Origin of the sequence: Pseudomonas gebzensis (assembly GCF_034427815.1) — a bacterium.
GTDB lineage: Bacteria > Pseudomonadota > Gammaproteobacteria > Pseudomonadales > Pseudomonadaceae > Aquipseudomonas.
On the sequence record NZ_JAXQNS010000001.1, the window covers coordinates 24,108 to 47,262 of the forward strand.

Here is a 23,155-nt window from a genome sequence, read left to right on the forward strand (position 1 = left end):
CTGCCCATGACCTTGCTGCTGAGCCTGTTCGCCGCTGCCCCGGTATACGCCGAGGAGCCGCCGCTGTCGCTGCTGGGGCTGTACGATGCCTCGCGCCTGAACGACGCCACCTACCAAGTGGCCGGCCACGATTACGACGCCTCGCGCCAGGAACGCGCCATCGGCCGCAGTGCGCTGCTGCCGCAGGTCGGTATCAATGGCCGCTATGGCCATGGCGGCCAGTTCGGCAGTGCGTCCAGGAGCAACCGTCAGGATGATCAATACGCCTCCGACAGCGTGGCCCTGACCGTTACCCAGCCGCTCTACGACAAAGGCCGCTGGGCCGCTTACGAGCAGGCCAAGGCCCGTGGGCAACTGGGCGAGGTGCAGCACGAAAACGCCGACCAGGCGCTGTTCGACCGGGTGGTGCAGGCCTATTTCGACCTGGCCCAGGTGGAGAATGACCTGGCCTTGACCACACAGCAGAAGGCCTCGATCGAAGGCTTGGCCAAGCAGTCCCAGCGTCTGTTCGACGCTGGTGAGGGCACCGTCACCGACCTTGCCGAGGCACAGGCGCGGCTCGACTCGGTGCGCGCTCAGGAAATCCAGTTGCAAGCCCAGCACCGCTCGGCCCTGCGCCGCCTGGCCGGGCGTTCGGGGCTGAACGTGACACAGATTCCCGCCATGCAGGAGCAGGCCCCGGCCGCAGCCTTGCTGGCCCCCGAGCAGGACCTCGACTACTGGATGAACAAGGCCGACCAGACCGCCGGGGTGCTCGGCGTCAGCCGCGCCTCGATCGATCTGGCCGAGGCCAACCTGCGCCAGCAGAAGGCCCAGCATTATCCGACCCTGGCTTTGAGCGGGCGGGTAGCGCGTATCGATCAGAGCGACATCAATGAGCTGTCTCAGCGCCAGTCGACCTATTACGTCGGTGTGGTGCTGGACATTCCGCTGTATCAGGGTGGCGGCGTCACGGCCTCGTCCGAGAAAGCCCGCGCCGCGCTGGAAAGCGCCCGCTCCAGCCTCGATGCGCAACAGCAGCAATTGAGCGAGGACGTCGAGGTGAACTACCTGGGCGTGGTTGCCGGTTTCGAGAAGATCAAGGCCCTGGCTACCGCCGTGCGCTCCAGCGAAACGGCGCTGACCTCGGCGCAGAAGGGCTATGGCGCCGGGGTGCGCTCGACGGTCGACATTCTCGACGCCCAGCAGCGGCTGTTCTCGGCCAAGCGCGACCTGCTCGACACCAAATTGGCGATGCTGCAGAGCTACGTGAACCTGCACACCCGCACTGGGCAGATGACTCGGCGCGAGCTTGAGAAGGTGCAGGGGTTGTTCTGAGGGAGGGTCACAGTCTGGTCAGGCGCAGCCGGCCTGTGGCTCAGCATTCGACCTGCCCGATAGTGCGCAGCGTCAGGATCCGAGCGGCTGTGTGGGAGATCGCGACCGATCGCAGCACCGAACCGACTGCTCTCTCACAGGACCGTGCGCACCCTGACCTCGGTGTACAATCGCCGCCCTTTGCACACCGGAGCGCCGTCATGGCCCGCAGAGTATTCCCGCACTTCGAAGCCGTTTCCGCCATGGTCCCCGCCGAGGGGGGTGGCTATCACGCCGCCATTGCTGTGAAACATTTGGTCAACGGCGGCGCGCCGCGTTTCCACAAGGTGCTCGCCAGCCAGCACTTCGCCAGCGCCCTGGCAGCCGATGCGGCCGCCAGTGCGGAGCTCGACCGCTTGCAGGATGTCAGCAACGATGCCGAGCTGATCTGGTAACCGGCTTTCGAGACTGAACGTCTGCTGGGTGTCAGTGACGACGCCGAGCTGCCTTGGTGATCGGCGTTCGAGCGGGAGCGCTGGCGGGCGTTCAGTAAAGGCACCGTCCTGCTCTGGTCATCAACCCTGCGCCTGCGGCCGGCGCATCTTGAACAGGTTGCCCAGCTCGAAGTAATCCGCAGGGCCGCCACCGCGCAGGATGGGTTCTGCCGCGGCGGTGTCGTAGATGCCGTCCTTGAGCAGATGCTCGGCGATGTGCACCGCCACCACTTCGCCCAGAATCAGCCAGCTGGGCACCAGCTCCTGATCGGCACGTTTGAGCTGCACGATCTGCGTGACCTTGCACTCGAAGGCCACCGGCGTTTCACCGACTCTCGGTGTGCGAATGATGCGCGACGGCGCAGGGGTCAGGCCGCTCAACTGAAACTCATCGACATCGGCCGCCACCGCCGCGCAGCTCTGGTTCATCGCCTCGGCCAGGGGTTTGGTGGCCAGGTTCCAGACGAACTCGCCGGTCTGCTCGATGTTGTTCAGGCTGTCTTTACGCCCGACGCTGCAGAACCCCACGATCGGCGGAATGTAATTGAAGGCATTGAAGAAGCTGTACGGCGCCAGATTCAGGCGGCCGTCGGCGTCCTGCGAAGAAATCCAGCCGATGGGCCGCGGGCCGACGATGGCGTTGAACGGGTCGTGGGGCAGGCCGTGGCCTTTGGCAGGTTCATAGAAATGCATCGGGTCAGGCCTTGTGCGGGGGAAGGGTTGCCTAGTGTGCCAAGGCTGGGCGTGGCTGCAAGTGCCGTGTGTGGCGTAGTACGGTTTGCTTGAGCTACGTCGACAGCCCTTGGGGCCATGCTCAGCTCTCCGAAAAGCGATGAGCCGAATGTTACGGTCATTCGGCTCACAGAATGAGCCGAACAATCGCCCCTTTCGGCTCATTTAAAATGTGAGGCAAAGAAAAAAGGCGCTTCGTCAGCCGAAGCGCCCCTCTCAGTGTGCACAGTCGTCAGGGCACGGACCTCCACGCCCCGTCGTCGGCTTCAGTCTGTCGTGATCCGCGAATGCTTGCGGGTGTCCTTCATGGTGGCGTACACCAGCAGCGAGCAGGCGATGCAGCCGGTGACATACCAGTAGTAACCGGTTTCCATGCCCGCGCTCTTGAACCACAGCGCCACGTATTCAGCGGTACCGCCGAACACCGACACGGTCAGCGCGTAGGGCAGGCCGACGCCCAGGGCGCGGATTTCGGTGGGGAACAGTTCGGCTTTGACCACCGCGTTGATCGAGGTATAGCCGCTGACGATGATCAGCGCGGCCATGATCAGGAAGAACGCGCCCCACCAGCTCTGGATGGTGTGCAGGGTGGTAAGGATCGGCACGGTGAAGATCGTGCCGAGCACACCGAAGGCGATCAGGATCGGGCGGCGGCCGATCTTGTCCGACAGCGCGCCGATCACCGGTTGCAGGCACATGAACAGGAACAGCGTGGCGGCCGAGATGGTGGTCGAGTCGCTGATGCTCATGCCGACTGTGTTGACCAGGTATTTCTGCATGTAGGTGGTGTAGGTGTAGAAGGCCAGGGTGCCGCCCATGGTCAGGCCGACCACGGTGAGCAGTTCCTTGGGATGGCGCAGCAGGGTACGCATCAGGCTTTCCTTGGCCTTTTCCTTCTTGGTGAAGGAGGCGGTTTCTTCCATGCCGCGGCGCAACCACAGGGCGACCACTGCACACAGCGCGCCGATCACGAACGGTACGCGCCAGCCCCAGGCATACAGCTCTTCGGTGGTCAGGGTGTTCTGCAGGATGATCAGTACCGCCAGGGCGATGAGCTGACCGGAAATCAGCGTCACGTACTGGAAGCTGGAGAAGAAGCCACGACGTTCCTTGCTGGCCATCTCGCTGAGGTAGGTGGCCGAGGTGCCGTATTCACCACCCACCGACAGGCCTTGCAGCAACCGGGCGAACACCAGCAGTACCGGGGCCGCGACGCCGATGGTTTCGTAACCGGGGGTCAGGGCGATCACCAGCGAGCCTGCGCACATCAGCAGGACCGAGGCCATCAACGCGGCCTTGCGGCCTTTGCGGTCGGCATACAGGCCCATCAGCCAGCCACCGATGGGGCGCATCAGGAAGCCGACGGCAAAGATCGCGGCGGTGTTGAGCAATTGTGCGGTGGTGTCGCCCGCCGGGAAGAAGGCCTTGGCGAAGTACAGCGAGAAGGCGGCATAGACGTACCAGTCGTACCATTCGACCATGTTGCCGATGGAACCGCTGAAGATCGATTTGAGCCGGCTGGAGGTGCTGCGCGCAGTGTTTGGCGCAGACGCTGCCCCGGCGGGCAGAGACGTGGTGTTATCCATCAGGAAGACCTTCTCGTTGTTTTTTTAGGAGGCGCGCCGAAGCGGGCAGGCCCAGGCGATTGCAGAAGGTGTGCCAAACGGGTGCGCGCGTGGCTCACAAAGGTGCGCGGTGGGCCCATGGCGGCGGACAAACGCCCGGGTTACAGGGGTTACCGCCTGGATCGAGGTGCGTCTTGATTGCGCACAGGAAAACCTGTGCGCCACGTACTGGGACGGCAATGAGCAAGAATCCGCCTATTGAATCCCGCTTTTGGGCAAGATTCCGCCTATCTGCGCTCGATGAAGTCTTCGCGCACCAGACCATGGCGATGCATCTTTTCGTTCAAGGTACGCCGTGGCAGCTGCAGCGCCTCCATCACCGATTTGATTTCGCCCTGGTGCTGGCGCAGGGCGGCACGCAGGCATTGCGCCTCGAACGCTTCCAACTGCTCGGCCAATGATGGACTGCCGGCGTGCGCGTGCAGCTCGGGGCTGTCCAGGCCCAGCGCGTGCCGCTCGGCGGCGTTGGCCAGCTCGCGCACGTTGCCGGGCCAGTCATGGGCCAGCAGTTGCGTGAGCTGAGCGCCGGAGATGGGCGCAGCGGGGCGGCCCAAGCGCTCGGCGCAGTGCCGGGCGAAATGCTCGAACAGCAAGGGAATGTCCTCGCGGCGCTCGCGCAGCGGCGCCAGGCGCAGTTCGGCGACATTCAGGCGATAGGCAAGGTCTTCGCGAAAACGCCCCGCGCGGGCCTCTTCGAGCAGGTCCGGCTTGGTGGCGGCGATCACCCGCACATCGACGCGGATGCTCTGATTGGCCCCCAGGCGCTCGAGCGTCTGCTCCTGAATCACCCGCAGCAGCTTGGCCTGCTGGGCCAGTGGCATGCTCTCGATCTCGTCGAGGAACACCGTGCCGCCGTCGGCGTACTCCAGCTTGCCGATGCGTTTGCCCTGGGCGCCGGTGAAGGCGCCGCTTTCATGGCCGAACAGCTCGGCCTCGAACAATGCTTCGGGGATCGCTGCGCAGTTGAGCGCCACGAATGGCTTGCCGGCGCGCGGGCCGAAGTCGTGCAGGCAGCGCGCCACGCGCTCCTTGCCGCTGCCGGTTTCACCGCGAATCAGCACATTGACCGGCAGCGCGGCCAGTTCCAGCACCTGCCGGCGCAGCTGCTGCAAGCCCTGCGACATGCCTAGCAACGCGCTCTCAAGACGCGACTTGAGGTCGGCCTGCTCGTGCAACCGGCGGTTCTCCAGCACCAGCTGACGCTTTTCCAGCGCGCGGCGCAGGCTGCCCAGCAGGTGCTGGGGGGTGAAGGGTTTTTCCAGGAAGTCATAGGCGCCGCGGCGCATGGCATCCACCGCCATCGGCACGTCGCCGTGGCCGGTGAGCAGGATCACCGGCAGGTCCGGGTCCTGCTGTTGCAGTGCTTCGAGCAGTTGCAGACCGTCCATGCCGGGCATGCGCACATCACTGATGATCACCCCGGGAAAGTGCGCTGGCAGCTGCGCCAGGCAGGCTTGGGCCCGATCGAACAGCTGCACCTCGAAGCCCGACAAGCTCAGCCATTGCTCGACGGCGCTGCGGATGCTCGCTTCATCATCGACGACGATTACCGAATTCAACATACAGGCTCCAGGTCGCGGGGCAGGGACAAGGTGAAGCAGGCACCACCGGCGAGGTTCTCCACCCGCAGCTGGCCGCCGGCCTCGTGCACGATACCGTAGGAAATCGCCAGGCCCAGGCCCAGCCCGTCGCCCACCGCCTTGGTGGTGAAGAACGGGTCGAAGACCTTGCCGATGTCTGCGTTGGCAATGCCGCCACCCGAATCCAGCACGCTGAGCCGCCAGTCCGACTCGGCATGCTCGATACGGATCTCCAGGCGCTTGAAACGCTTGTCGGCCATGGCGTCGAGGGCGTTGTGCAAGAGGTTGATCAGCACCTGCTCCAGGCGGATGGCATCGCCGCGGACCCAGGCTGGGCGAGCCAGGTACAGCGCCAGGTCGATGCCGTCGCTGCGCAGGCGGGTGTCGAGCAGTTGCAGGGCTTGGTCGACCACACGCGCGAGGTCCAGGCGCTCGCGCAGCCCGCCGGGGCTGTTGCGGGCAAAGGTTTTCAGGTGGCCCGTGAGCGAGGCCATGCGCGTGAGCATCTGCTCCAGCGGCTCCAGCGCTTGCCGGGCTTCGTCATGACGACCGTGGTCGAGCAGCAGACGCAGGGTTTCCAGCTGCATGCGCTGGGTGGTCAGCGGCTGGTTGATCTCATGGGCCAGGGCCGCCGACATCTGCCCCAGGGCGGCCAGCTTGGCGGTCTGCACCAGGCCTTCCTGGGCGGTGCGCAGCTCGCGGGTGCGTTCTTCGACCTCACGTTCCAGCGCTTCGCGGCTGCGTTGACGCAAGCGCGCCAGGCGCAGGCGCTGGCTGAGAAACAGTGCCGCGAACACCAGGCTCAACCACACTGCGGCCGCGCCCAGTGCGGCATTGCGCCCGTCCTCGGCGACCTGCGGCTGGCGCAGCAGGTGCAGGGTCCAGCCTTCGCTGTCCAGCGGCAGGCTCTCCCACAGGTAATCGACAGTGCCCTCGGGGCCGTTGACCCGGCTCAGGCGGCTGTTGTCGCCGAAGCGGGTCAGCACCTGGTGCTGCAAGGGGCGCAGTGGCTGTTTGTCGTACTGCCGGGTTTCGGCCAGCACGGCGCGGTCTTCGCGGCTCAGTGTGCGCAGCTCGCGGTAGCGCCAGCCTTCCTGGTTGGCAATGAAGATGATCCCGCGGGCATCGCTCACCAGCACCACGTCGTTGCCTTGGCGCCAGTCCCGTTCCAGCTCGGGGAACTCCAGCTTGACCACCATGGCGCCGAGAAAACGCTCGCGCGCGTCATTCACCGAGCTGGCGAGGAAGTAGCCCGGCACGCCGCTGGTGACGCCGACCGCGAAGAAGCGTCCGCTGCCCTCACCGCGTGCTTGCTTGAAGTACGGACGAAAACCGTAGTTCGAGCCCACGTAGCTGGTGGGCAGGTGCCAGTTGCTGGCCGCCACCGCGAGGCCGGTGTGGTCCAGCAGCTCCAGGGTCGAGGATTGGGCGGCGCCGTTGATGCGTTCAAGTTTGTGATTGAGCGCCGCCTGGGTGGCTTGATCGACCGGGCCGTGCAGGGCGGCGATCAGTTCCGGGTCCAGTGCCAGTACCGCCGGCAGGGCGCGGTAGCGCTCGATCAGCGTGTGCAGGGAGGTGGCGTACAAACCCAGTTGTTCGTTGGCGCGGCGCGCATCGGCTTGCATGGCATCGCGCTTGGCGTGGTGCAAGGCCCAGCCGGCGCTGAGCACGGTGCCGGCCAGAATGGCCAGAATCATCAGCCCCAGACGCAGGGCACGGTAGGAGAAGGGCATGGGGTGATCCGTTGGAGGAAGTAGCCGAACACGGGGCCGCCGCTGGCGAACCCGGTCTCCTGGGGGCGTTGTCCGTCCTGTGAGTAACGCCCGTGGTGCGTGTGCAGGGGGCCGCACCGTCGGCCCCCGGTTTCAGCGCAGCTCGAAGGCCTGCTGCTGGACATCCTGGGAATCCAATCCCACTTGCACGTTGAACGTCCCGGCTTCTGCGACATGGTGAAGCTGGGTGTTGTAGAACTTCAGGTCATCCTCGCCCAGGGTGAAGGTCAGGGTGCGCGACTCACCGGCCTTGAGCATCAGCTTCTCGAACCGACGCAGCTCCTTGACCGGCCGGCTCATGGAACCGGCCACATCCTGCAGGTAGAGCTGCACCACGGTTTCGCCGTCGAGCTTGCCGGTGTTCTGCACCGTGATCCGGACCTCCAGGGGCTCGCCGCGTTGCAGCTCGGTGGTGGACAGGGTCAGCTCCGACAGCGCGAAGGTGCTGTAGCTCAGGCCATAGCCAAACGGGTACAGCGGGCCATTGGGTTCTTCGAAGTACTGCGAGGTGTAATTGCCGGGCTGGCCGGGGGTGTAAGGCCGGCCAATGCTCAGGTGGTTGTAGTACATCGGAATCTGCCCGACCGAGCGCGGGAAGGTGATCGGCAGCTTGCCGGAGGGGTTGTAATCGCCGAACAGCACATCAGCGATGGCATTGCCGCCTTCGGTGCCGCTGAACCAGGTTTCCAGGATGGCGTCGGCCTGCTCGCGTTCCTTGACGATGGACAGCGGCCGGCCATTCATCAGTACCAGCACCAGGGGTTTGCCGGTGGCCTTGAGGGCGTCGATCAAGGCGCGCTGGGTCGCCGGGATTTCCAGGGTGGTGCGGCTCGACGACTCGTGCGACATGCCGCGTGATTCACCGACCACGGCGATCACCACGTCGGATTGTTGCGCGGCTTTCACCGCCTCGTCGATCAGCACGGCGGCGGGGCGCGGGTCGTCGACGATTTCCGGGGCATCGAAGTTGAGGAAGTTGAGGTAGTCGAGTACGGCCTTGTCGCCCGTGACATTGGCGCCCTTGGCGTAGAGCAGCTTGCCTTTGCCCTCGAGGGCGCGGCGCAGGCCTTCGCGCACCGTCACCGAGTGCTTTGGCTGGCCGTCGGCAGCCCAGCTGCCCATCATGTCGATGGGCGCATCGGCCAGCGGGCCGACCACCGCCATAGCAGCGGATTTCTTCAACGGCAGGGTCTGTTCGCGGTTCTCCAGCAGCACCAGGCTGCGGCGCGCCACGTCACGCGCGGCCTCGCGGTGCAGGCGGGACTCGGCGTAGGTGTCCTTGGGGTCGTTCTCAGGCTTGCCGATGCGCACGTACGGGTCCTTGAACAGGCCCATCTCGTACTTGGCGCCGAGCACCTCGCGCACGGCATGGTCCAGTTCGGCGGTGCTCACTTCGCCCGATTTCAGCAAGCCCGGCAGCTCTTCGCCGTACAGCGAATCGTTCATGCTCATGTCGATGCCGGCCTTGATCGCCAGCTTGGCCGCCTCGCGGCCGTCGCGCGCGACACCATGGCGAATCAGCTCCTTGATCGCGCCGTGGTCGCTGATGGTGACGCCCTTGAAGCCCCAGTCCTTGCGCAACAGGTCGTTCATCAGCCAGGTATTGGCGGTGGCCGGTACGCCGTTGATCGAGTTCAGCGCGACCATCACCCCGCCGGCCCCGGCGTCGATGCCGGCGCGGTAGGGCGGCAGGTAGTCGTTGTACATTTTCGGCAGGCTCATATCGACCGTGTTGTAGTCGCGCCCGCCTTCCACGGCGCCATACAGCGCGAAATGCTTGACGATGGCCATGATGCTGTCGCGTTCGGCCGGGCTCTTGCCCTGGAAGGCGCGGACCATGGTTTCGCTGATTTTCGAGGTGAGGTAGGTGTCCTCACCGAAGCCTTCGCTGGTGCGGCCCCAGCGAGGGTCGCGGGCGATGTCGACCATCGGGGCGAAGGTCATGTCCAGGGCATCGGCCGAGGCCTCGATGGCCGAGGTGCGACCGACCTGGTTGATGGCGTTCAAGTCCCAGCTGGCCGCCAGGCCCAGGCTGATCGGGAAGATGGTGCGCTCGCCATGCAGGGTGTCGTAGGCGAAGAACATCGGAATCTTCAGCCGGCTGCGCATGGCGGCGTCCTGCATGGGCCGGTTCTCGGCGGCGGTCCGCGAGTTGAAGGTGCCGCCGATGCGACCTGCGGCGATTTCCTCGCGAATCTTCTCGCGGGTCATCTCCGGGCCGCCGATGCTGATCAGACGCAGTTGACCGATCTTTTCCGCCTCGGTCATCTGGCTCAGCAGGTGGTCGATGAACGCCTGCTTGTCTTGCAGGGCGGGGGCGGCGTTGGCGGCGAGGGCCACCTGACTGACAAGGCCGAAGGCCAGGCCCAGCAAAGGCAATTTCATGGTCGATTCCATCGTCGAGGCGCGGGGCGTATCAAGGCTGATACGGGCAAGCGAAGTGTTCAGGCGGCTATTGTTGTACAGTGCGTCGGGCCACGGCGTGCCGGTCTGCCAGTGGCCGCGCCGAATTATGCCTGATTATGGCGCAGGCTCCAGAACCACGATGCACCCACAACTATAAGAACGATCCGAGACCCCGGGCATGACACCGCTCAACCTCTATCACCAGCGCCAGATCGTCGAGGCCATTGCCTGCGCCGAGCGGCGCACGGGCACTGCGCTGATGGCGGTACTGGCCCGCCGCGCCGATGACTACGCTTACCTGCCGCTGTTCTGGGCCGCCTTGCTGGCCCTGGCCTTGCCATGCGTCTTGCAGGCCGCGTTCGGCTGGCCGCCGGGGCGTGCGCTGATGGTGCTGCACGGGCTGCTGTTCATCGGCCTGTGCCTGCTGTTGCGCAGCCCGCGCCTGGCCGCCTGGGTCGTGCCTGCGGGGCTGCGCCACTGGCAGGCCGCGCGCCTGGCCCGGCAGCAGTTCGCAGCCCAGCGGCAACAGGGCCTGCCGCCTGCGGCGCTGATGATTTTTATCTGCGAGGCCGAGCGCTACGTGCAGATTCTCTACGACCAGGCGCTCACGCCGAGCTTGAAACCCAGCGCGGTCTACGCCATCGAGCGCGACCTGCAGGCGCGGCTGCGCCACGAGCCGTGGGTGCCCGGGCTGCTGGAGGCCATCGAACGCTGCGCCGAGCTGTTCGACTCTGCCGGGCCACCCCATGCACCGCGCCCTGGCATCGAGCGCCTGCTGCTGCTCGATTAGCCGCGCCCATCGCCTGGCCCTTCGCCTGCTGGCGACGGGCACGTAGAATGCGCAGCACTGCATTCCATGCGCCCGTCTTCAGAGGCACCCGTTGTCCATGTCCGCTTCCTCTTCTGCCACTGCTGCGCCTGATGCGCGCGACCAGTTCCTGGCCTTGCTCGATCAAGCCTTGGCCACCCATCGCCTGACCAAACTGGTCCTGGCCCGCCCTGTGGGCAGCGATACCAGCCTGCAGCGCATCATCGCCAAGCCTGTGCAGATCAAGGGCCAGCCGTGCCTGTCGCTGGTCTATCGCCACCAGACCCGCGACATCACCCGCAACCTGCCCGTGGCCCAGGTGCCGGCACTGGTCGCCGAGTTGTTGCCCGAGGCGTTTCGCAATGCCCACTTGTTCGAGGCTGACGGCGAGGTGCAACTGACCTTCAGCAAGAAAGGCAAGGCCATGCTCCAGCGCCACGCCGCGCAAGCCCCCCGTGAGGCCGCCACCAGCACCGGCCATGACCGCGAGAAGAAGCGCTATCTGGAGTTGTCGCGCCCGTTCCTGCGTGACCTGGGCGTGACCGATGCCCACGGCGCGCTGATTCCGTCGATGTCACGCAAGTGGAAGCAGATCAACAAGTTCATCGAGGTCTTCGAGCATGCCCTGGGCAGCGCAGCGCTGCCGGCGGAGCAGCCGCTGCGGGTGGCGGATTTCGGCTCGGGCAAGGGCTACCTGACCTTCGCCATTCACGACTACCTGCGCGAGACCTCAGGCCGCGAGGCCCAGGTGACCGGCGTTGAGCTGCGCCCCGACATGGTCGAGCTGTGCAACGCCGCCGCCGCGCGCCTGGAGCACCCGGGCCTGCACTTTGAGTGTGGCGATGTGCGCAGCGTGGTGCCGGCGGCCATCGAGGTGATGATCGCGCTGCACGCCTGCGACATCGCCACCGACTATGCCATCCACACCGGCATTCGCTGCAACGCGGCGATCATCATGTGCTCGCCGTGCTGCCATAAACAGCTGCGCCCGCAACTGCGCAGCCCCGACCTGCTGCAGCCGATGCTGCAATACGGCCTGCACCTGGGCCAGCAGGCCGAAATGCTCACGGACAGCCTGCGTGCGCTGTACCTGGAGGCTTGTGGTTACGAGACCAAGGTGTTCGAGTTCATCTCGTTGGAGCACACCAGCAAGAACAAGATGGTCCTGGCCGTCAAGCGCGAGCGGCCGCTGCCCAATGGCGAGCTGCTGGCGCGCATCGAGCAGTTGAAGGCGTTCTACTCGATCACCGAACATTGCCTGGAAACGCTTTTGCGCGCCGACGGCCTGCTGCCGAGCCATTGAGCTGGCTCAGCGCCGGTACAGGGTTTTCGGGGGGGTGATGGCCAGGGCGGGCTCGGCCAGCGGATGACTGCTGGCGTCGAAAAAGGCCAGCGTGGTACCGGGCAGGTTGCCCAGGCGCTCGGTGAAATGCCGTTGCTGGTTGAGCACCGAGGCCTCGCCCAAGGGCCGGATGGCCACCGCGACATGCGCAGGGCGCGCCTGGCGCAGGGCTTCTAGCAGGTGGGCGTCGCTGTCGTCCAGATGCTGGCCGAGCAGGCACAGGTTGCCGCCTTCAGCGGCCAGCTGCGCCAGGCTCCACGACAGGTAGTCGCTGCTACGGATGGCCTGCAGCTTCTGCGCGCTAGGCGCTTCATTGATGAACAACGGCACTTCACCCGGTACGTTGACCGCTGCACCGTCGAGCAGCTCACGGCCCTCGGCGGCACGCAGGCGCGTGGTGCCGTCGGCCTGGCGCAGCAGGTGCAGGCCGCCATGCAAGTGCAGCACCCGAGTGCCGTTGCCTGCGGTACGACGAACATCGAAGAAGCCTTGCTCGTCGAACAGCCCAGCAAACCCATCGGGCTGCTGCTGCACGGCCCACGGCAGGATCAGGTCGTAGTTGCTGGTGTAGACGCTGCGGTAGCGGCGCAACTCGGTGTTGATCTGCGCCAGGGTGCTGTCGGGCACCAGGCTCAGCGGCACATGCACGGCGCGAATGGCGTGGATCAGCGCCTGCTTGATCGAGTAGTAGCGGTTGAGCGGCGCGGTGGAGTTGATCGCCAGGGCGGCGTTGGCGCGGATGGTGGTGTTGAGGGTGTTCAGTACCGGCTCGAACAGCTCGGTGCCCAGGGCCTTGAACAGTGCCTGGTCACTGACGCCAAGGGCCTTGTGCCGCACCTGCTGGGCCTGCTCGAACAGCGAGAAGTAACCGAAGGGCTTCCACAGTGCGCGACTGGCGCCGTTGCCCAGCAGCAGGGCGGTAGCAGGGTGACGGTCGTTGAGCTCGGCCCAGGAGGGCAGGTAGGCATCGCGTGCTGACATGAGACTTCCATTGGCGGGCGCAGAAACGCCGGGACTGTAGCACGCGGGCCGGGCTGCTCGCTCACGCCTGGGCCGGTCGGCTGGCAGAAACCGTCGTGCGGCGTGCGGCAGTTCTTGAGGTCGCGGGCGGCTGGCTATATCGTCCGCACCACTGTTCATCTATGTAGGAAAAATTACAGGCTATGGCAACCGAACATCTTGGCCCCGAGCATTATGTCGAAGGCCGTCTGGTGGCCCTGATCCTGCTGGTGATCACCGGCCTTGGCGCGTTTGCCGCCACCACCTTCTGGGGTGGGCGGGCGTGTGCCGTGGCCGCCCAGGTCATCGCCGGCGCCGTGGTGGTGGCGGTGGTATTGCTGGCGGTGCTCAACCGCGGCGCGAAGCGGCCCAAGCGCGAAGGCCGCAGCTATTTGCTGACATTTGTCCTGGCCCTGGTCTGGGCAGGCCTGGCCACGTGGGTGGTGGTCAGCCAGACTTCGCCGCATGAAGAGCACCTGGCGCTGCTGGCCGGTACGCTGTCTGGCGTGCTGGGCGGCATCGCCGCGGCCATCGCAGCGCACCTGTGGCATGAGCACACGCCCGGCGCCGGCTGGAAACGCCCGCGCCGCCCGTCCAAGGCCGAGCAGGCGCTGTCGCAGGTCAAGGCGCGCTTGTGACCGCTTAGCCTGGGCGCGGGTTGCCTGATTCGGCAGATGACGTGCGGCTGTTGTGCGGCGCCGGTGTGAGCTGCGCGCCGCGCTGACGGTTGCGCCACAGGCGGTAGGCGCGGATGCCTGCGCGCACCGAACCGTACAGCAGCGCACCTTCCATCTCCCGCGCCATTCCAGAGCGCACCAGCATGCGCAAGAACCTGCCACGCGCACGGGCGATGGCAAAGTGAATGCCCTGCGCGCTGAGGGTGGCGCGCACTTCGCGCAAGGCCTCGAGCCCACTCACATCAATCCCGCTCACCGCTTCGGCGTCGAACAGCACGGCCGTGAGGCCAGGCGCGCGCTGCGCCGCTTCGAGCAGACGCACTTTGAAGTAGTCGGCATTGAAGAACAGGATCGCGTCATCGAAGCGATACACCAGCAGCCCAGGCACCGTGCGCGCCTCGGGGTACTTGCGCACATTGACCTGGCCCTCGATGCCCGGCATCCAGCCGAGCACGGCGTCGGTAGGTTGATAGATGGTGTAGAGCAACCGCAGGATCGCCAGGGTCACGGCGAAGATGATCCCCGGCAACACGCCCAGGCCCAGCACGCCGACGGTGGTCAGCACGCACAACCCGCACTCGAAGCGGCTCAGGTGGGCGATGCTGCGCAAGGACTTCACATCGATCAGCCCCCAACCCGCCATCAACAGCACCGCACCCAGCGCCGCCTGGGGAATCCACGCCATGGGTGCGGTGAACAGCAGCAGGATCAGCGCAATCACCAGCGCCGCGATGATGCCCACCCATTGGCTGCGCCCACCGACCATGTCGTTGACCGCCGTGCGTGAATCCGCGCCGCTGATGGCAAAGCCTTGAGACAACCCCGCTGCCAGGTTGCTGACGCCCAGGGCGACGAACTCGTGGTTGGCATTGATGGCATAACCGTGCCGGGCGGCAAAGCTGCGCGCCGTCAGCATGGCACTGCAGAAACTCACCGTGGCGATGCCCAGCGCATCGCGCAGCAGGCGCTTGGTTTCTTCCAGATTGATGTGCGGCCAGGCCAGCGCCGGCATGCCTGCCGGCACCGGCCCAAGCACCGCGACGCCGAACCGGTCCAGCCCCAACAGCCCGGTGAGCGCGGTGAACACGGCCACCACCACCAGTGCTGCCGGCAGTTTCGGGTAGCGCCGGGGCAACACGATCAACAGCGCCAGCGCGGCCACGCCCAGGCTCAGGGTCAGCCAGCGGATTTCACCGAGGCGCTGGCTGAAGTCGATCAGGCCCACGAGAAAACCATCGCCCGCGAAGCTGAACCCCACGACCTTCGACAGCTGCCCGACGATCAAACTCAGGCCGATACCATTGAGGTAGCCGATCAGGATCGGCCGGGAAAAGAAACTGGCGATGAACCCGGCGCGCGCCATCCCGGCTGCGATCAGCATCACCCCCACCAGCAGCGTGACCATCACCGACAGTTCGACGATGCGCTGCGGATCGCCCATCGCCAGCGGCGCCACGGCCCCGGCGATCATCGCGCAGGTGGCGGCATCCGGCCCGACCATCAACTGCCTTGAGCTGCCGATCAATGCGTAGACGATCATTGGCAGCACGCAAGCGTACAAGCCGTACTGCGCCGGCAGCCCGACGATCTGCGCATAGGCGATGGCAATCGGTATCTGAATGGCGGCCACCGACAGACCGGCTTGCACATCTGCGGCGAACCATTGGCGACGGTAGTGCAACAAGTTGGCAAGGCCCGGAAGCCAGCGCGAGAGAAACATGTGCAGTCCTTTGGAGATGTTTCGTGGGGCAGTGGCGTTATGCGGTGCAAGCAGAGCAGGAGGCAAGAGGGAGGTCGCGGGCGACCGGCTACGGGGGACTGAAGAGCCTGCAGACTCGCGGCGCTGACAATCCTCTCCCTTCATTCAACACGCTTCTGGCGCAGCCCACCCTGATCACCTCCATCACCGGGTAACGACGTCGAGGGTCGGGTGGCAACTGAACCTTGCAAGTGAGATACAAACTGCGACGTTTGCAATTTCATCGACCGCCATGACGCATCAATGCGTACGCAGATTCACTACAGGGGATTACAGCAGGCATTCGCTGGGTTTTGGAGCGGCGCTTGGATAAGCACAAGGGCAGGAAACTGGAGCGGGTAGAGGGAATCGAACCCTCAACTAAAGCTTGGGAAGCTTTCGTTTTGCCACTAAACTATACCCGCTTCGCAGGGCGACTTTTTACCAGAACGCGGTTGCTATTGAAAGCACGAACTGAAAATTAGCGCGGTCGCGGTGCGTCTTCCTGGTAGAACTTACAGGGCTAGCGCATGCCCAGCCTCCGCACCTGCGCCCATACCGACGCCTGAGCGGCGGTAATCGCGCTGATTCGCTAGCAGAAACTCCAGCAGCACGCGGCGCGTTTCATCGCTCGCCGCCTTGTGCTCCATCTCCAGAAAATGCCCTGCCTCTTCAATCACGCCGAACCGGCTGTTGCGCACATGCCGGGTAAATTGGCGTGCGTCGCTGACGGTGGTGTATTGATCGCGCGTGCCGTTGATAAACAGCACGGGAATATCGATGTGCCGGGCATTGCGCAGGGCGATGTGCAGATCCTGTTCGCGCATCTGCTGGATATGAAAGTGCATCTGCGCGTATTCGTGGTCCTCCAGGCTGCTGACATGTCGGTAGTTGAAGCGCTTGAACAACGCGGGCAGGTGCTGGCCGATGGTGTCGTTGATCAGTTGGCCGATGCGCGGGCGGTCAACGCTGGCCAGGTAGACGCTGCCGCGCTCCAGGTAATCGAGCATTGCGGCGTTGATCACCGGTGAGAACGAACTGATCACCGCCGTCTGTATGCTGCGCGGTTGATGCGCCAGCGCCATCAGGGTGCAGGCCCCGCCCCACGAGAACGACAGTACGTGGTCAGCATGGAAGTGCTCGATCAGCTCCAGCAATACCTGCGCTTCGTCTTGCTTGCTGATCAGCCGTGCATGGCGATTATGTGGGCGCGATCTGCCGGCGTAGGGTGGGTCATACAACACCACGTTGAACTGCGGATACAGGTTGCGCACTGCCTGGGCGAAGGAGGCGGTAGTGGCCAGCGAGCCGTTGACCAGGATAATGGTCTGTTCGGCAACCTCGCTGCGGTAGCACTCGGTATGGACCCGGTACTGGCCCTGGATATCCAGCACTGCGGTGTCTGGGCTCATGGCGTTGACTCCTGGCGCAAAAAAGGGCGTTTGGCAGGCGTCAGGCTGCAGGGTTTTCATGACAGCTGGGTGGTGGGCGGGAGGAAATCGACAGGCTGCGCCGCCCATCGCGGCAATCCGGAGCGCCGGACCGGCCGCGCCTACACGGGTTGTGTGAGCTTCGGGGTTTGTCGTGCGTCGGCCATAGCGGGTGAAGCTGCTCCTACGAATCGAGCGTTCAGCGCGACCGCGCGCGCCTTGCGGCGGGCGGAGGCCTACCCGAGCGAGTCAATTCGCGCTCAGACCGAGGCGATCTCGTCAGCATCGAGCGCCCGGTATTGCCCTGGCGCAAGGTCTGGATCGAGGCAAATATCCCCCATCCGCTCCCGATGCAGCGCCACGACCTTGTTGTTGAAGTGGCCGAACATGCGCTTGACCTGGTGGTAGCGCCCCTCGACGATCACCAGCCGTGCCTCGCGAGGGCCGAGAATCTCCAGCTGGGCGGGCAGGGTAGTGAGGTCTTCGAAGGCGAAATAGAACCCCTGTTGAAAACGCGCCACGTAGTGCGCGGCGATCTCGTCTTCGGTACGCACGTGATAGGCCTTGGGCTGCTTGGTCTGCGGCTGGGTCAGGCGGCGTGACCACTGACCGTCGTTGGTCAGCAGCAAGAGCCCGGTGGTGTTGTAGTCCAGGCGCCCGGCAATGTGCAGGCCCTCGCGCAGCGCGGCGGGCAGCAGGTCGAGCACGGTCAGGTGTTCGGGGTCTGAGGTGGCGCTGACGCACCCCGCTGGTTTGTGCAGCATCAGGTAACGCGCAGGCTCACCGGCTTGCAGCACCTGCTCATCCACCATCACCCGGCTGAATGCGCGAACCTCGTGATGCGCGTCGCACGTCACCCGGTCATCGACGCTCACCCGCCGCTGCGCCAGCAGCACGCGCACCTGCTGGCGGTTGAGGTGGGGCAGGTTGGCGAGAAAACGGTCTAGGCGCATGGCGGTCGAGGTACGGCGAGCGGGGCACGCAGTCTAGCGGTTTGGCGGTGGTGGCGCTGCGTCGAGTTGCGCCAGCACCTGGGCGCAGCGCGGGCACAGGCAACGGTTGTTGCGCTGCTCGGGGGGCAGGGCTGCCAGCACGGCGGGGTCGATGCTCACGCTGTAGCACCAGCATGCCTGGGTCGCCCGTTGCGGGTCTGCCAGGCTACAGTCGTTGCGCCCGCCACAGGCTGGGCAGTATCGGGCATCAATCATGCGCGGCCTGCACAAGCTCGCCGCAGACCTGGTTACGCCCACCTTGTTTGGCGCGGTACAGCGCGTGGTCGGCGCGAGTCAGCAGGCTCTGCAAGGTGTCGTGCGCGTGCAGGCTGCTGACGCCGATGCTGGTGGTCAGGCGTAGCGGTTGGTCTTCGAAACTGAAAAACAGCTGCTCGGTGCGCTGGCGAATCTTGTTGGCCACCTCCAGGGCCACCTCGTCAGGCACCCCACGCAACAGCACGATGAATTCTTCACCGCCCCAGCGGCAGAGAATGTCGGTCTGGCGCAAGCTGCCCCGCAGCACGTAGGCAAACTGGCGCAACACCTCGTCGCCGGCCAGGTGGCCATGGGTGTCATTCAGGGCCTTGAAGTGGTCGAGATCGATCAGCAACGCCACCAGCGGCGTCTGCTCGCGTTGCGCCTGCAGCAGTGCCTTTTCGGCCAGCAGGTCGAAGCTGCGCCGGTTGGGCAGCCCGGTGAGGCTGTCGAGGGTGGCCAGGGCCTCGGTGTTGGCCTGGTGGCGCTTGACCATGGCGTTGAGCAGCAGCAAGACGATCACGGTGATCATCGCGCAGATGATCAGGTTGATGTACAGCGATTCGCGCACCCGATCCAGCGCGCCGGTCTCGCGCTTGTCGACCATCAGGTACCAGTCCAGCTCGGGAATCAGCCGCACGTTGAGAAAGTGGCTGTGCCCGGCGGCGTCTTCATAGCTGTGGCTGCCGGGCGCAGGGGCGGGCATGCGGCTTATCAGGTTGTGCAGGGCGGCGCTGTCGGCCAGTTGATCACCGGCGCGCAAACCGTGCGGGCCGCCATCGGAAGCTGTCAGCACCACCTTGCCGCTGGCGTCGGTGAAGAACACCGAACGCTGATACCGGCGCTGGTAGTCGTCGATCAGCTTGATCACAGTGTCCACGCTCAGGCCCACGCCCGCCGCGCCGATGAAGCGCTGCTGGTCGTCGAGCACGCGGTAGTTGATGAACACGGTGAGGGTGTCGTGGTTGGCCATGTCGAGGTCGACGTTGATCTCGTAGGGCGCAGCGTGTTCACGCAGGCGGAAATACCAGGCATCGCGCCAGGTATCGGCCTCGACGGTCTTGAGTACGCCTTTGGCCTGGTAGTAGATGCGGCTGGTCTCAGAGACCAGAAACGCGGTGAAGATGCCTTGCTTGGCGACGATTTCGCCCAGGTAGCGGGTGACGCGCCTGGCGTCTTGCTCGCCGGTTTGCAGCCAGTCACGCAGGAAGGTGTCCTGGGCCATCATCGAGGCCATCAATACCGGTCGGATCAGGTCTTTCTGTATTTCCGAATACACCGTGTTCGACGTCAGCGGCAGCTCGGTATTGATGATGCTGTCGCGGATGGTGCTGCGCGAGGCGAGATAACTCAGCAGTGAGGTGGCCAGAAAACCGCAGGCCAGCAACACCAGCAAGGCCAGGATCAGCGAACGCTGCGAGAACACTGCAGAACGAGACGGCATGATCTTCCCATGATGTTTGCCAAGGCGGCCATTCTAGTGAGAAGGGCGCGAAATGACCGCATGTTTTTCAGGCTTTGACTAGATGTTTCAACTTGTTGCTTCAATGGCACTGAACACCGATCAAGCAGTCTTACCCATGTCGATCAACACCTGCGATCGACGCCCCTCAGCGCCGCTGACCCGGGCACCCCAGCGGTCCAGGAGGCCGCCATGCTCCCTCGAATCCTGCTCATCGCCCTAGTGGCGCTGCTGACGACCGCCTGCGTGCCGTACACCACCGGCGGCTATACCCGTACGGAGGTCTATCGCGTCGACCGCCAGGCCTATTACCCGAGTGACGGCTATTACGTGGTGCCGCAACCGCGCTACTACTCGGCGCCCCCGCGCTACTACCCGGCCCCGCCGCGTTACTACGCGCCGCCGCCTGGGTATTACCGCGTACCGCCTGCGCCGGGGTATCGGCCTTATGCCCCGCCCGAGGTGATCATCTGGCAAAGCCGTCCGCGCAACGACTACGGCCATCGCCAGCGCTATGACTATGGCCGTGATCGCGAGCGCCATGATTATCGCCAGGGCCCGCGGCGTGATGGACCCCAGGCGGGTTGGCCCGGTGGGCCAGGGCGTGGGCCGGGTGGTGGCGGGCCCTCGCGTCATCACGGTCAGCGGCGGTAAGCGATGGGCGTGCGCCCGCCGCACGGCGCTGCGTTGTCGCGCAGAGGGCGGGTTGCAGGTCGCAACGGCCGTTCCGGCGCTCTGGTGGGTCGTCGCGACGGGCTGCGAAGCAGCCTCGACGGCTGCAATCGCGCTTTACCGGGTGGTTCATGCCGCTTGAGTCAGGGCGGCTCTGGCGCCCATCGCGACGCTCCTGCCTCGATCGCATTCGTCTGCTGGAAGGATTCGTCCGGCTTACCACGATCCTGTAAGAGCGGCCGGTCCGGCGCTGCCGTCGGCGCGCTGGGCGGCGAAGCCGGTCCATTGCGCGGCCTTGGTAGGACTGCTGGTCGACGCGAGCCCTAGGCTCTGTACGAAAAACCTCGATACTCGCCCATGCTGCGTTGAAAACGCCCTCGGAATGCTCATGTACTCCAGTACACTCCGCTTCCTCGGCCGTTTTCGCCTTGCCTGGCCTTCGTCTCAAGGCTTTTCGTACAGAACCTAGGACTGTTGGCGCCTGCACAGCCTTTTTCAAATCAAAAACGCTGTGTAGTGCTGTGGAACCTTAACCGTCCAGATCCGCCAACGGATGACGCCCTTCCCATGCCTTGCCGAAGTGCGCTTCGACCACCGCCGCCGGCACTTGCGCCACATCGGGCCAGTGCCAGCGCGGAGCGTTGTCCTTGTCGATCAGGCGCGCGCGCACGCCTTCGCTGAATTCCGGGTGCCGGCAGCAGTTCAGGCTCATGGCGTATTCCATCTGCAGCGCTTGGGCCAGCGACAGCCGGCGCGCGCGCTGCACCTGTTGCCAGACCAGATGGGCGGTCAGTGGGCAGCCGCGGTAGGTCTGTTCGCCGGCCTTGGCCAGGAGGGGGTCACTGTGATGGCGCAGGGCAGCCAGCGCCTGCCAGGCCGAGGCGGCGTCGGCGACGTCGAGCACCTCGTCGATCAGTGCCCGGCGCGGCAGCCACTGCGCCTCGGGCAGGTGGGCCTTGGCGCACTGGTGGCCGGAGCGCAGCAGGCTGTTCAGCTGCAGGGCGGTCTGCTCTTGCCAGTTCAGCTGCAGCAGCTCATCGATCAGGGTCTGCTGTTGGTCGTCCAGCCAGACCCGATCGGCCAGGTCCAGGTCCAGCGCGTCACGGGCATTGATCGGTGCGCCGGTCATGCCCAGGAACAGCCCCAGCTTGCCCGGCAGGCGGCCGAGGAAGTGGCTGGCACCGACATCCGGGTACAGGCCGATGCCGATTTCCGGCATCGCCAGCCGACTGCCCGGCGTGACAATACGCACCCCCGCGCCTTGCAACAGGCCCATGCCGCCGCCCAGCACATGACCGTGAGCCCAGCACAGCAAGGGCTTGGGGTAGGTGTGCAGGCGATAGTCGAGGGTGTATTCGGCGGCGAAGAAGCGGGCGGCGGCGGGTGGTACGCACCCCGGCCGCTCGCGACAGGCTTCGGCCAGCGCCCGCACATCGCCGCCTGCGCAGAACGCCTTGGGGCCGTGGCCACGCAGCAGCACGCAGACCACGTGGGGGTCACTGGCCCAGGCGCGCAGTTGCGCATCGAGCGTTTCGATCATGCTCAAGGTCAGGGCATTGAGCGTCGGGGCGGCGTCGAGGGTGGCAACGCCGATGCAGGCGCCGTCAGCGCCTGTGAGAAGCTCGCATTGAAGGGTCATGGGCTACCTCGCACAGATGGTTGTTGCAGTATGGCTGGGCGAACCGAATACGGCGCTCGCCGGTCGGATGAATGGGCATGGGCGCACCGCGTTCCCAGCCTTTGCCCGACACGGCCCTGCATTCGCCAGACGGCGTTGGAAACAGGGCTTGGAAAGTTCATGCACTTCGGTACAGTCGACGCCCCGATTTCGCCTTGCCTGACCTGAGCGCAGACCTGTCGACGATGCTCAGGTTGCGCCACCTGATTCTGGACCACGCCATGACCGACGAAGATCGCATCAAACTCGAACCCACTTGGAAAGCCGCCCTGCGCGACGAATTCGACCAGCCCTACATGCACCAGTTGCGCGCCTTCCTGCGCCAGGAGCATGCCGCTGGCAAGCAGATCTATCCGCCAGGGCCGTTGATTTTCAACGCACTCAACACCACGCCGCTGCCGCAGGTCAAGGTGGTGATCCTCGGCCAGGACCCGTACCACGGCCCCGGCCAGGCGCATGGCCTGTGCTTTTCGGTGCAACCGGGGGTACCCACGCCACCGTCGCTGGTGAACATCTATAAAGAGCTGCACCGCGACCTGAACCTGCCGATCCCCAACCACGGCTACCTGCAAAGCTGGGCCGAGCAAGGTGTGCTGCTGCTCAACACCACCATGACGGTGGAACGCGCCAACGCCGCGTCCCACGCCAAGAAAGGCTGGGAGCATTTCACCGACCGCATCATCGAGGTGGTCAGCGCGCAGTGTGAAAATGTGGTGTTCCTGCTGTGGGGCGCCCATGCGCAGAGCAAGCAGAAGCTGATCGATGGCACCAAGCACCTGGTGCTCAAGTCGGTGCACCCGTCGCCGTTGTCGGCGTATCGGGGATTCATTGGCTGCGGGCACTTCGGCCGGGCAAATGGTTTCCTGGAGCAGCGCGGGATCACGCCGATCAACTGGGCGCTGCCAGCGTTGGGTGTGGAGCAGTAGAGGTCGATCCCAGTGGTGGGCCGGTTTTTGTTTATGCAGCAAAACCCGGTCGGGGTAGAAGCGGCCGGTCCGGCGCTCCGGTCAGTGGCGCTGGCAGGCTTGGCCGGTCTGATCCAGACACCGCGCAACACGAGGTGAATAGAGGTTGCAGAATTAAGCCGGCTTTTTGTCGACTTTTGCCCCGAGCGGGCAGCCGCCAAGCAAAAGTAGGTCGCCGTGAAGGCGAAACGCTGAGCAAACGCCTACCGACCCTGCGCATGAACCCCAAAAC

The 23,155-nt window shown here is 65.0% G+C and carries 19 protein-coding genes and 1 tRNA gene; 7 read left to right on the forward strand and 13 right to left on the reverse strand.

Annotated elements, in window-relative coordinates:
- Nucleotides 1–6: 6 nt before the first annotated feature.
- Both SJI00_RS00100 and SJI00_RS00105 read left to right on the forward strand, forming a co-directional pair.
- Nucleotides 7–1,317, forward strand: coding sequence for a TolC family outer membrane protein (locus tag SJI00_RS00100; protein ID WP_416220986.1), 1,311 nt, complete (start codon nt 7–9; stop codon nt 1,315–1,317).
- 200 nt (nt 1,318–1,517) lie between these two features.
- Complete coding sequence (locus SJI00_RS00105) at nt 1,518–1,751, forward strand: hypothetical protein (RefSeq protein WP_322459751.1); 234 nt, start codon at nt 1,518–1,520, stop codon at nt 1,749–1,751.
- A 120-nt stretch (nt 1,752–1,871) separates the two neighbouring features.
- Here the strand turns inward: SJI00_RS00105 and SJI00_RS00110 are convergent, their stop codons facing one another.
- The 5 genes from SJI00_RS00110 to bglX form a co-directional block, all read right to left on the reverse strand.
- Complete coding sequence (locus SJI00_RS00110) at nt 1,872–2,483, reverse strand: flavin reductase family protein (RefSeq protein ID WP_322459752.1); 612 nt, start codon at nt 2,481–2,483, stop codon at nt 1,872–1,874.
- Nucleotides 2,484–2,788: 305 nt separating this feature from the next.
- Nucleotides 2,789–4,108 carry an MFS transporter gene (locus tag SJI00_RS00115; RefSeq protein WP_322459753.1) on the reverse strand — a complete coding sequence of 440 codons (1,320 nt, stop codon included), beginning with the start codon at nt 4,106–4,108 and terminating at the stop codon, nt 2,789–2,791.
- Between the two features lie 266 nt (nt 4,109–4,374).
- On the reverse strand, nt 4,375–5,709 hold the full coding sequence (locus SJI00_RS00120; protein ID WP_322459754.1) for a sigma-54-dependent transcriptional regulator: 1,335 nt from the start codon (nt 5,707–5,709) through the stop codon (nt 4,375–4,377).
- Nucleotides 5,703–7,460 (reverse strand): ATP-binding protein, encoded by a 1,758-nt coding sequence (locus tag SJI00_RS00125; protein ID WP_322459755.1) that lies wholly within the window; start codon nt 7,458–7,460, stop codon nt 5,703–5,705. Before SJI00_RS00125 ends, SJI00_RS00120 begins: the two co-directional genes overlap by 7 nt.
- A 132-nt stretch (nt 7,461–7,592) precedes the next feature.
- Entirely contained in the window at nt 7,593–9,896 is a 2,304-nt protein-coding gene (bglX, locus tag SJI00_RS00130) for a beta-glucosidase BglX (protein WP_416220980.1), read from the reverse strand.
- A gap of 187 nt (nt 9,897–10,083) precedes the next feature.
- Here bglX and SJI00_RS00135 point away from each other — a divergent pair, with 187 nt between their 5' ends.
- Together SJI00_RS00135 and SJI00_RS00140 are read left to right on the forward strand one after the other, a co-directional pair.
- A complete protein-coding gene (locus SJI00_RS00135) occupies nt 10,084–10,695 on the forward strand; it encodes a hypothetical protein (protein ID WP_322459757.1) in 612 nt (203 codons plus the stop codon).
- A gap of 97 nt (nt 10,696–10,792) precedes the next feature.
- Nucleotides 10,793–12,016, forward strand: a complete 1,224-nt coding sequence (locus SJI00_RS00140) for a class I SAM-dependent methyltransferase (RefSeq protein ID WP_322459758.1) — start codon at nt 10,793–10,795, stop codon at nt 12,014–12,016.
- A gap of 6 nt (nt 12,017–12,022) precedes the next feature.
- On the opposite strand, the gene SJI00_RS00145 is transcribed toward SJI00_RS00140, so the two are convergent.
- Nucleotides 12,023–13,036 carry a DUF4917 family protein gene (locus SJI00_RS00145; protein ID WP_322459759.1) on the reverse strand — a complete coding sequence of 338 codons (1,014 nt, stop codon included), beginning with the start codon at nt 13,034–13,036 and terminating at the stop codon, nt 12,023–12,025.
- Nucleotides 13,037–13,218: 182 nt separating this feature from the next.
- Between SJI00_RS00145 and SJI00_RS00150 the strand changes: the two genes are divergently transcribed.
- Nucleotides 13,219–13,692: a hypothetical protein gene (locus SJI00_RS00150; protein ID WP_322459760.1), complete on the forward strand. Its 474-nt coding sequence runs from the start codon at nt 13,219–13,221 to the stop codon at nt 13,690–13,692.
- A gap of 4 nt (nt 13,693–13,696) precedes the next feature.
- Here SJI00_RS00150 and SJI00_RS00155 read toward each other — a convergent pair whose 3' ends face one another.
- The 6 genes from SJI00_RS00155 to SJI00_RS00180 form a co-directional block, all read right to left on the reverse strand.
- Nucleotides 13,697–15,451, reverse strand: coding sequence for a SulP family inorganic anion transporter (locus tag SJI00_RS00155; protein WP_322459761.1), 1,755 nt, complete (start codon nt 15,449–15,451; stop codon nt 13,697–13,699).
- Nucleotides 15,452–15,820: 369 nt separating this feature from the next.
- Nucleotides 15,821–15,894 (reverse strand) — tRNA-Gly (locus tag SJI00_RS00160).
- Between the two features lie 90 nt (nt 15,895–15,984).
- A complete protein-coding gene (locus SJI00_RS00165; RefSeq protein WP_322459762.1) occupies nt 15,985–16,881 on the reverse strand; it encodes an alpha/beta fold hydrolase in 897 nt (298 codons plus the stop codon).
- Between the two features lie 278 nt (nt 16,882–17,159).
- Nucleotides 17,160–17,852, reverse strand: a complete 693-nt coding sequence (locus SJI00_RS00170; protein ID WP_322459763.1) for a pseudouridine synthase — start codon at nt 17,850–17,852, stop codon at nt 17,160–17,162.
- A gap of 33 nt (nt 17,853–17,885) precedes the next feature.
- Complete coding sequence (locus SJI00_RS00175; RefSeq protein ID WP_322459764.1) at nt 17,886–18,107, reverse strand: cysteine-rich CWC family protein; 222 nt, start codon at nt 18,105–18,107, stop codon at nt 17,886–17,888.
- On the reverse strand, nt 18,100–19,590 hold the full coding sequence (locus SJI00_RS00180) for a sensor domain-containing diguanylate cyclase (RefSeq protein WP_322459765.1): 1,491 nt from the start codon (nt 19,588–19,590) through the stop codon (nt 18,100–18,102). Before SJI00_RS00180 ends, SJI00_RS00175 begins: the two co-directional genes overlap by 8 nt.
- A gap of 210 nt (nt 19,591–19,800) precedes the next feature.
- Here SJI00_RS00180 and SJI00_RS00185 point away from each other — a divergent pair, with 210 nt between their 5' ends.
- Nucleotides 19,801–20,262, forward strand: a complete 462-nt coding sequence (locus tag SJI00_RS00185) for a hypothetical protein (protein ID WP_322459766.1) — start codon at nt 19,801–19,803, stop codon at nt 20,260–20,262.
- A gap of 547 nt (nt 20,263–20,809) precedes the next feature.
- On the opposite strand, the gene dspII is transcribed toward SJI00_RS00185, so the two are convergent.
- Nucleotides 20,810–21,919 (reverse strand): enoyl-CoA hydratase/isomerase DspII, encoded by a 1,110-nt coding sequence (gene dspII / locus SJI00_RS00190; RefSeq protein WP_322459767.1) that lies wholly within the window; start codon nt 21,917–21,919, stop codon nt 20,810–20,812.
- A gap of 260 nt (nt 21,920–22,179) precedes the next feature.
- On the opposite strand from dspII, the gene ung reads away from it, so the two are divergent.
- Entirely contained in the window at nt 22,180–22,884 is a 705-nt protein-coding gene (ung, locus tag SJI00_RS00195) for a uracil-DNA glycosylase (RefSeq protein ID WP_322459768.1), read from the forward strand.
- Nucleotides 22,885–23,155: the final 271 nt, after the last annotated feature.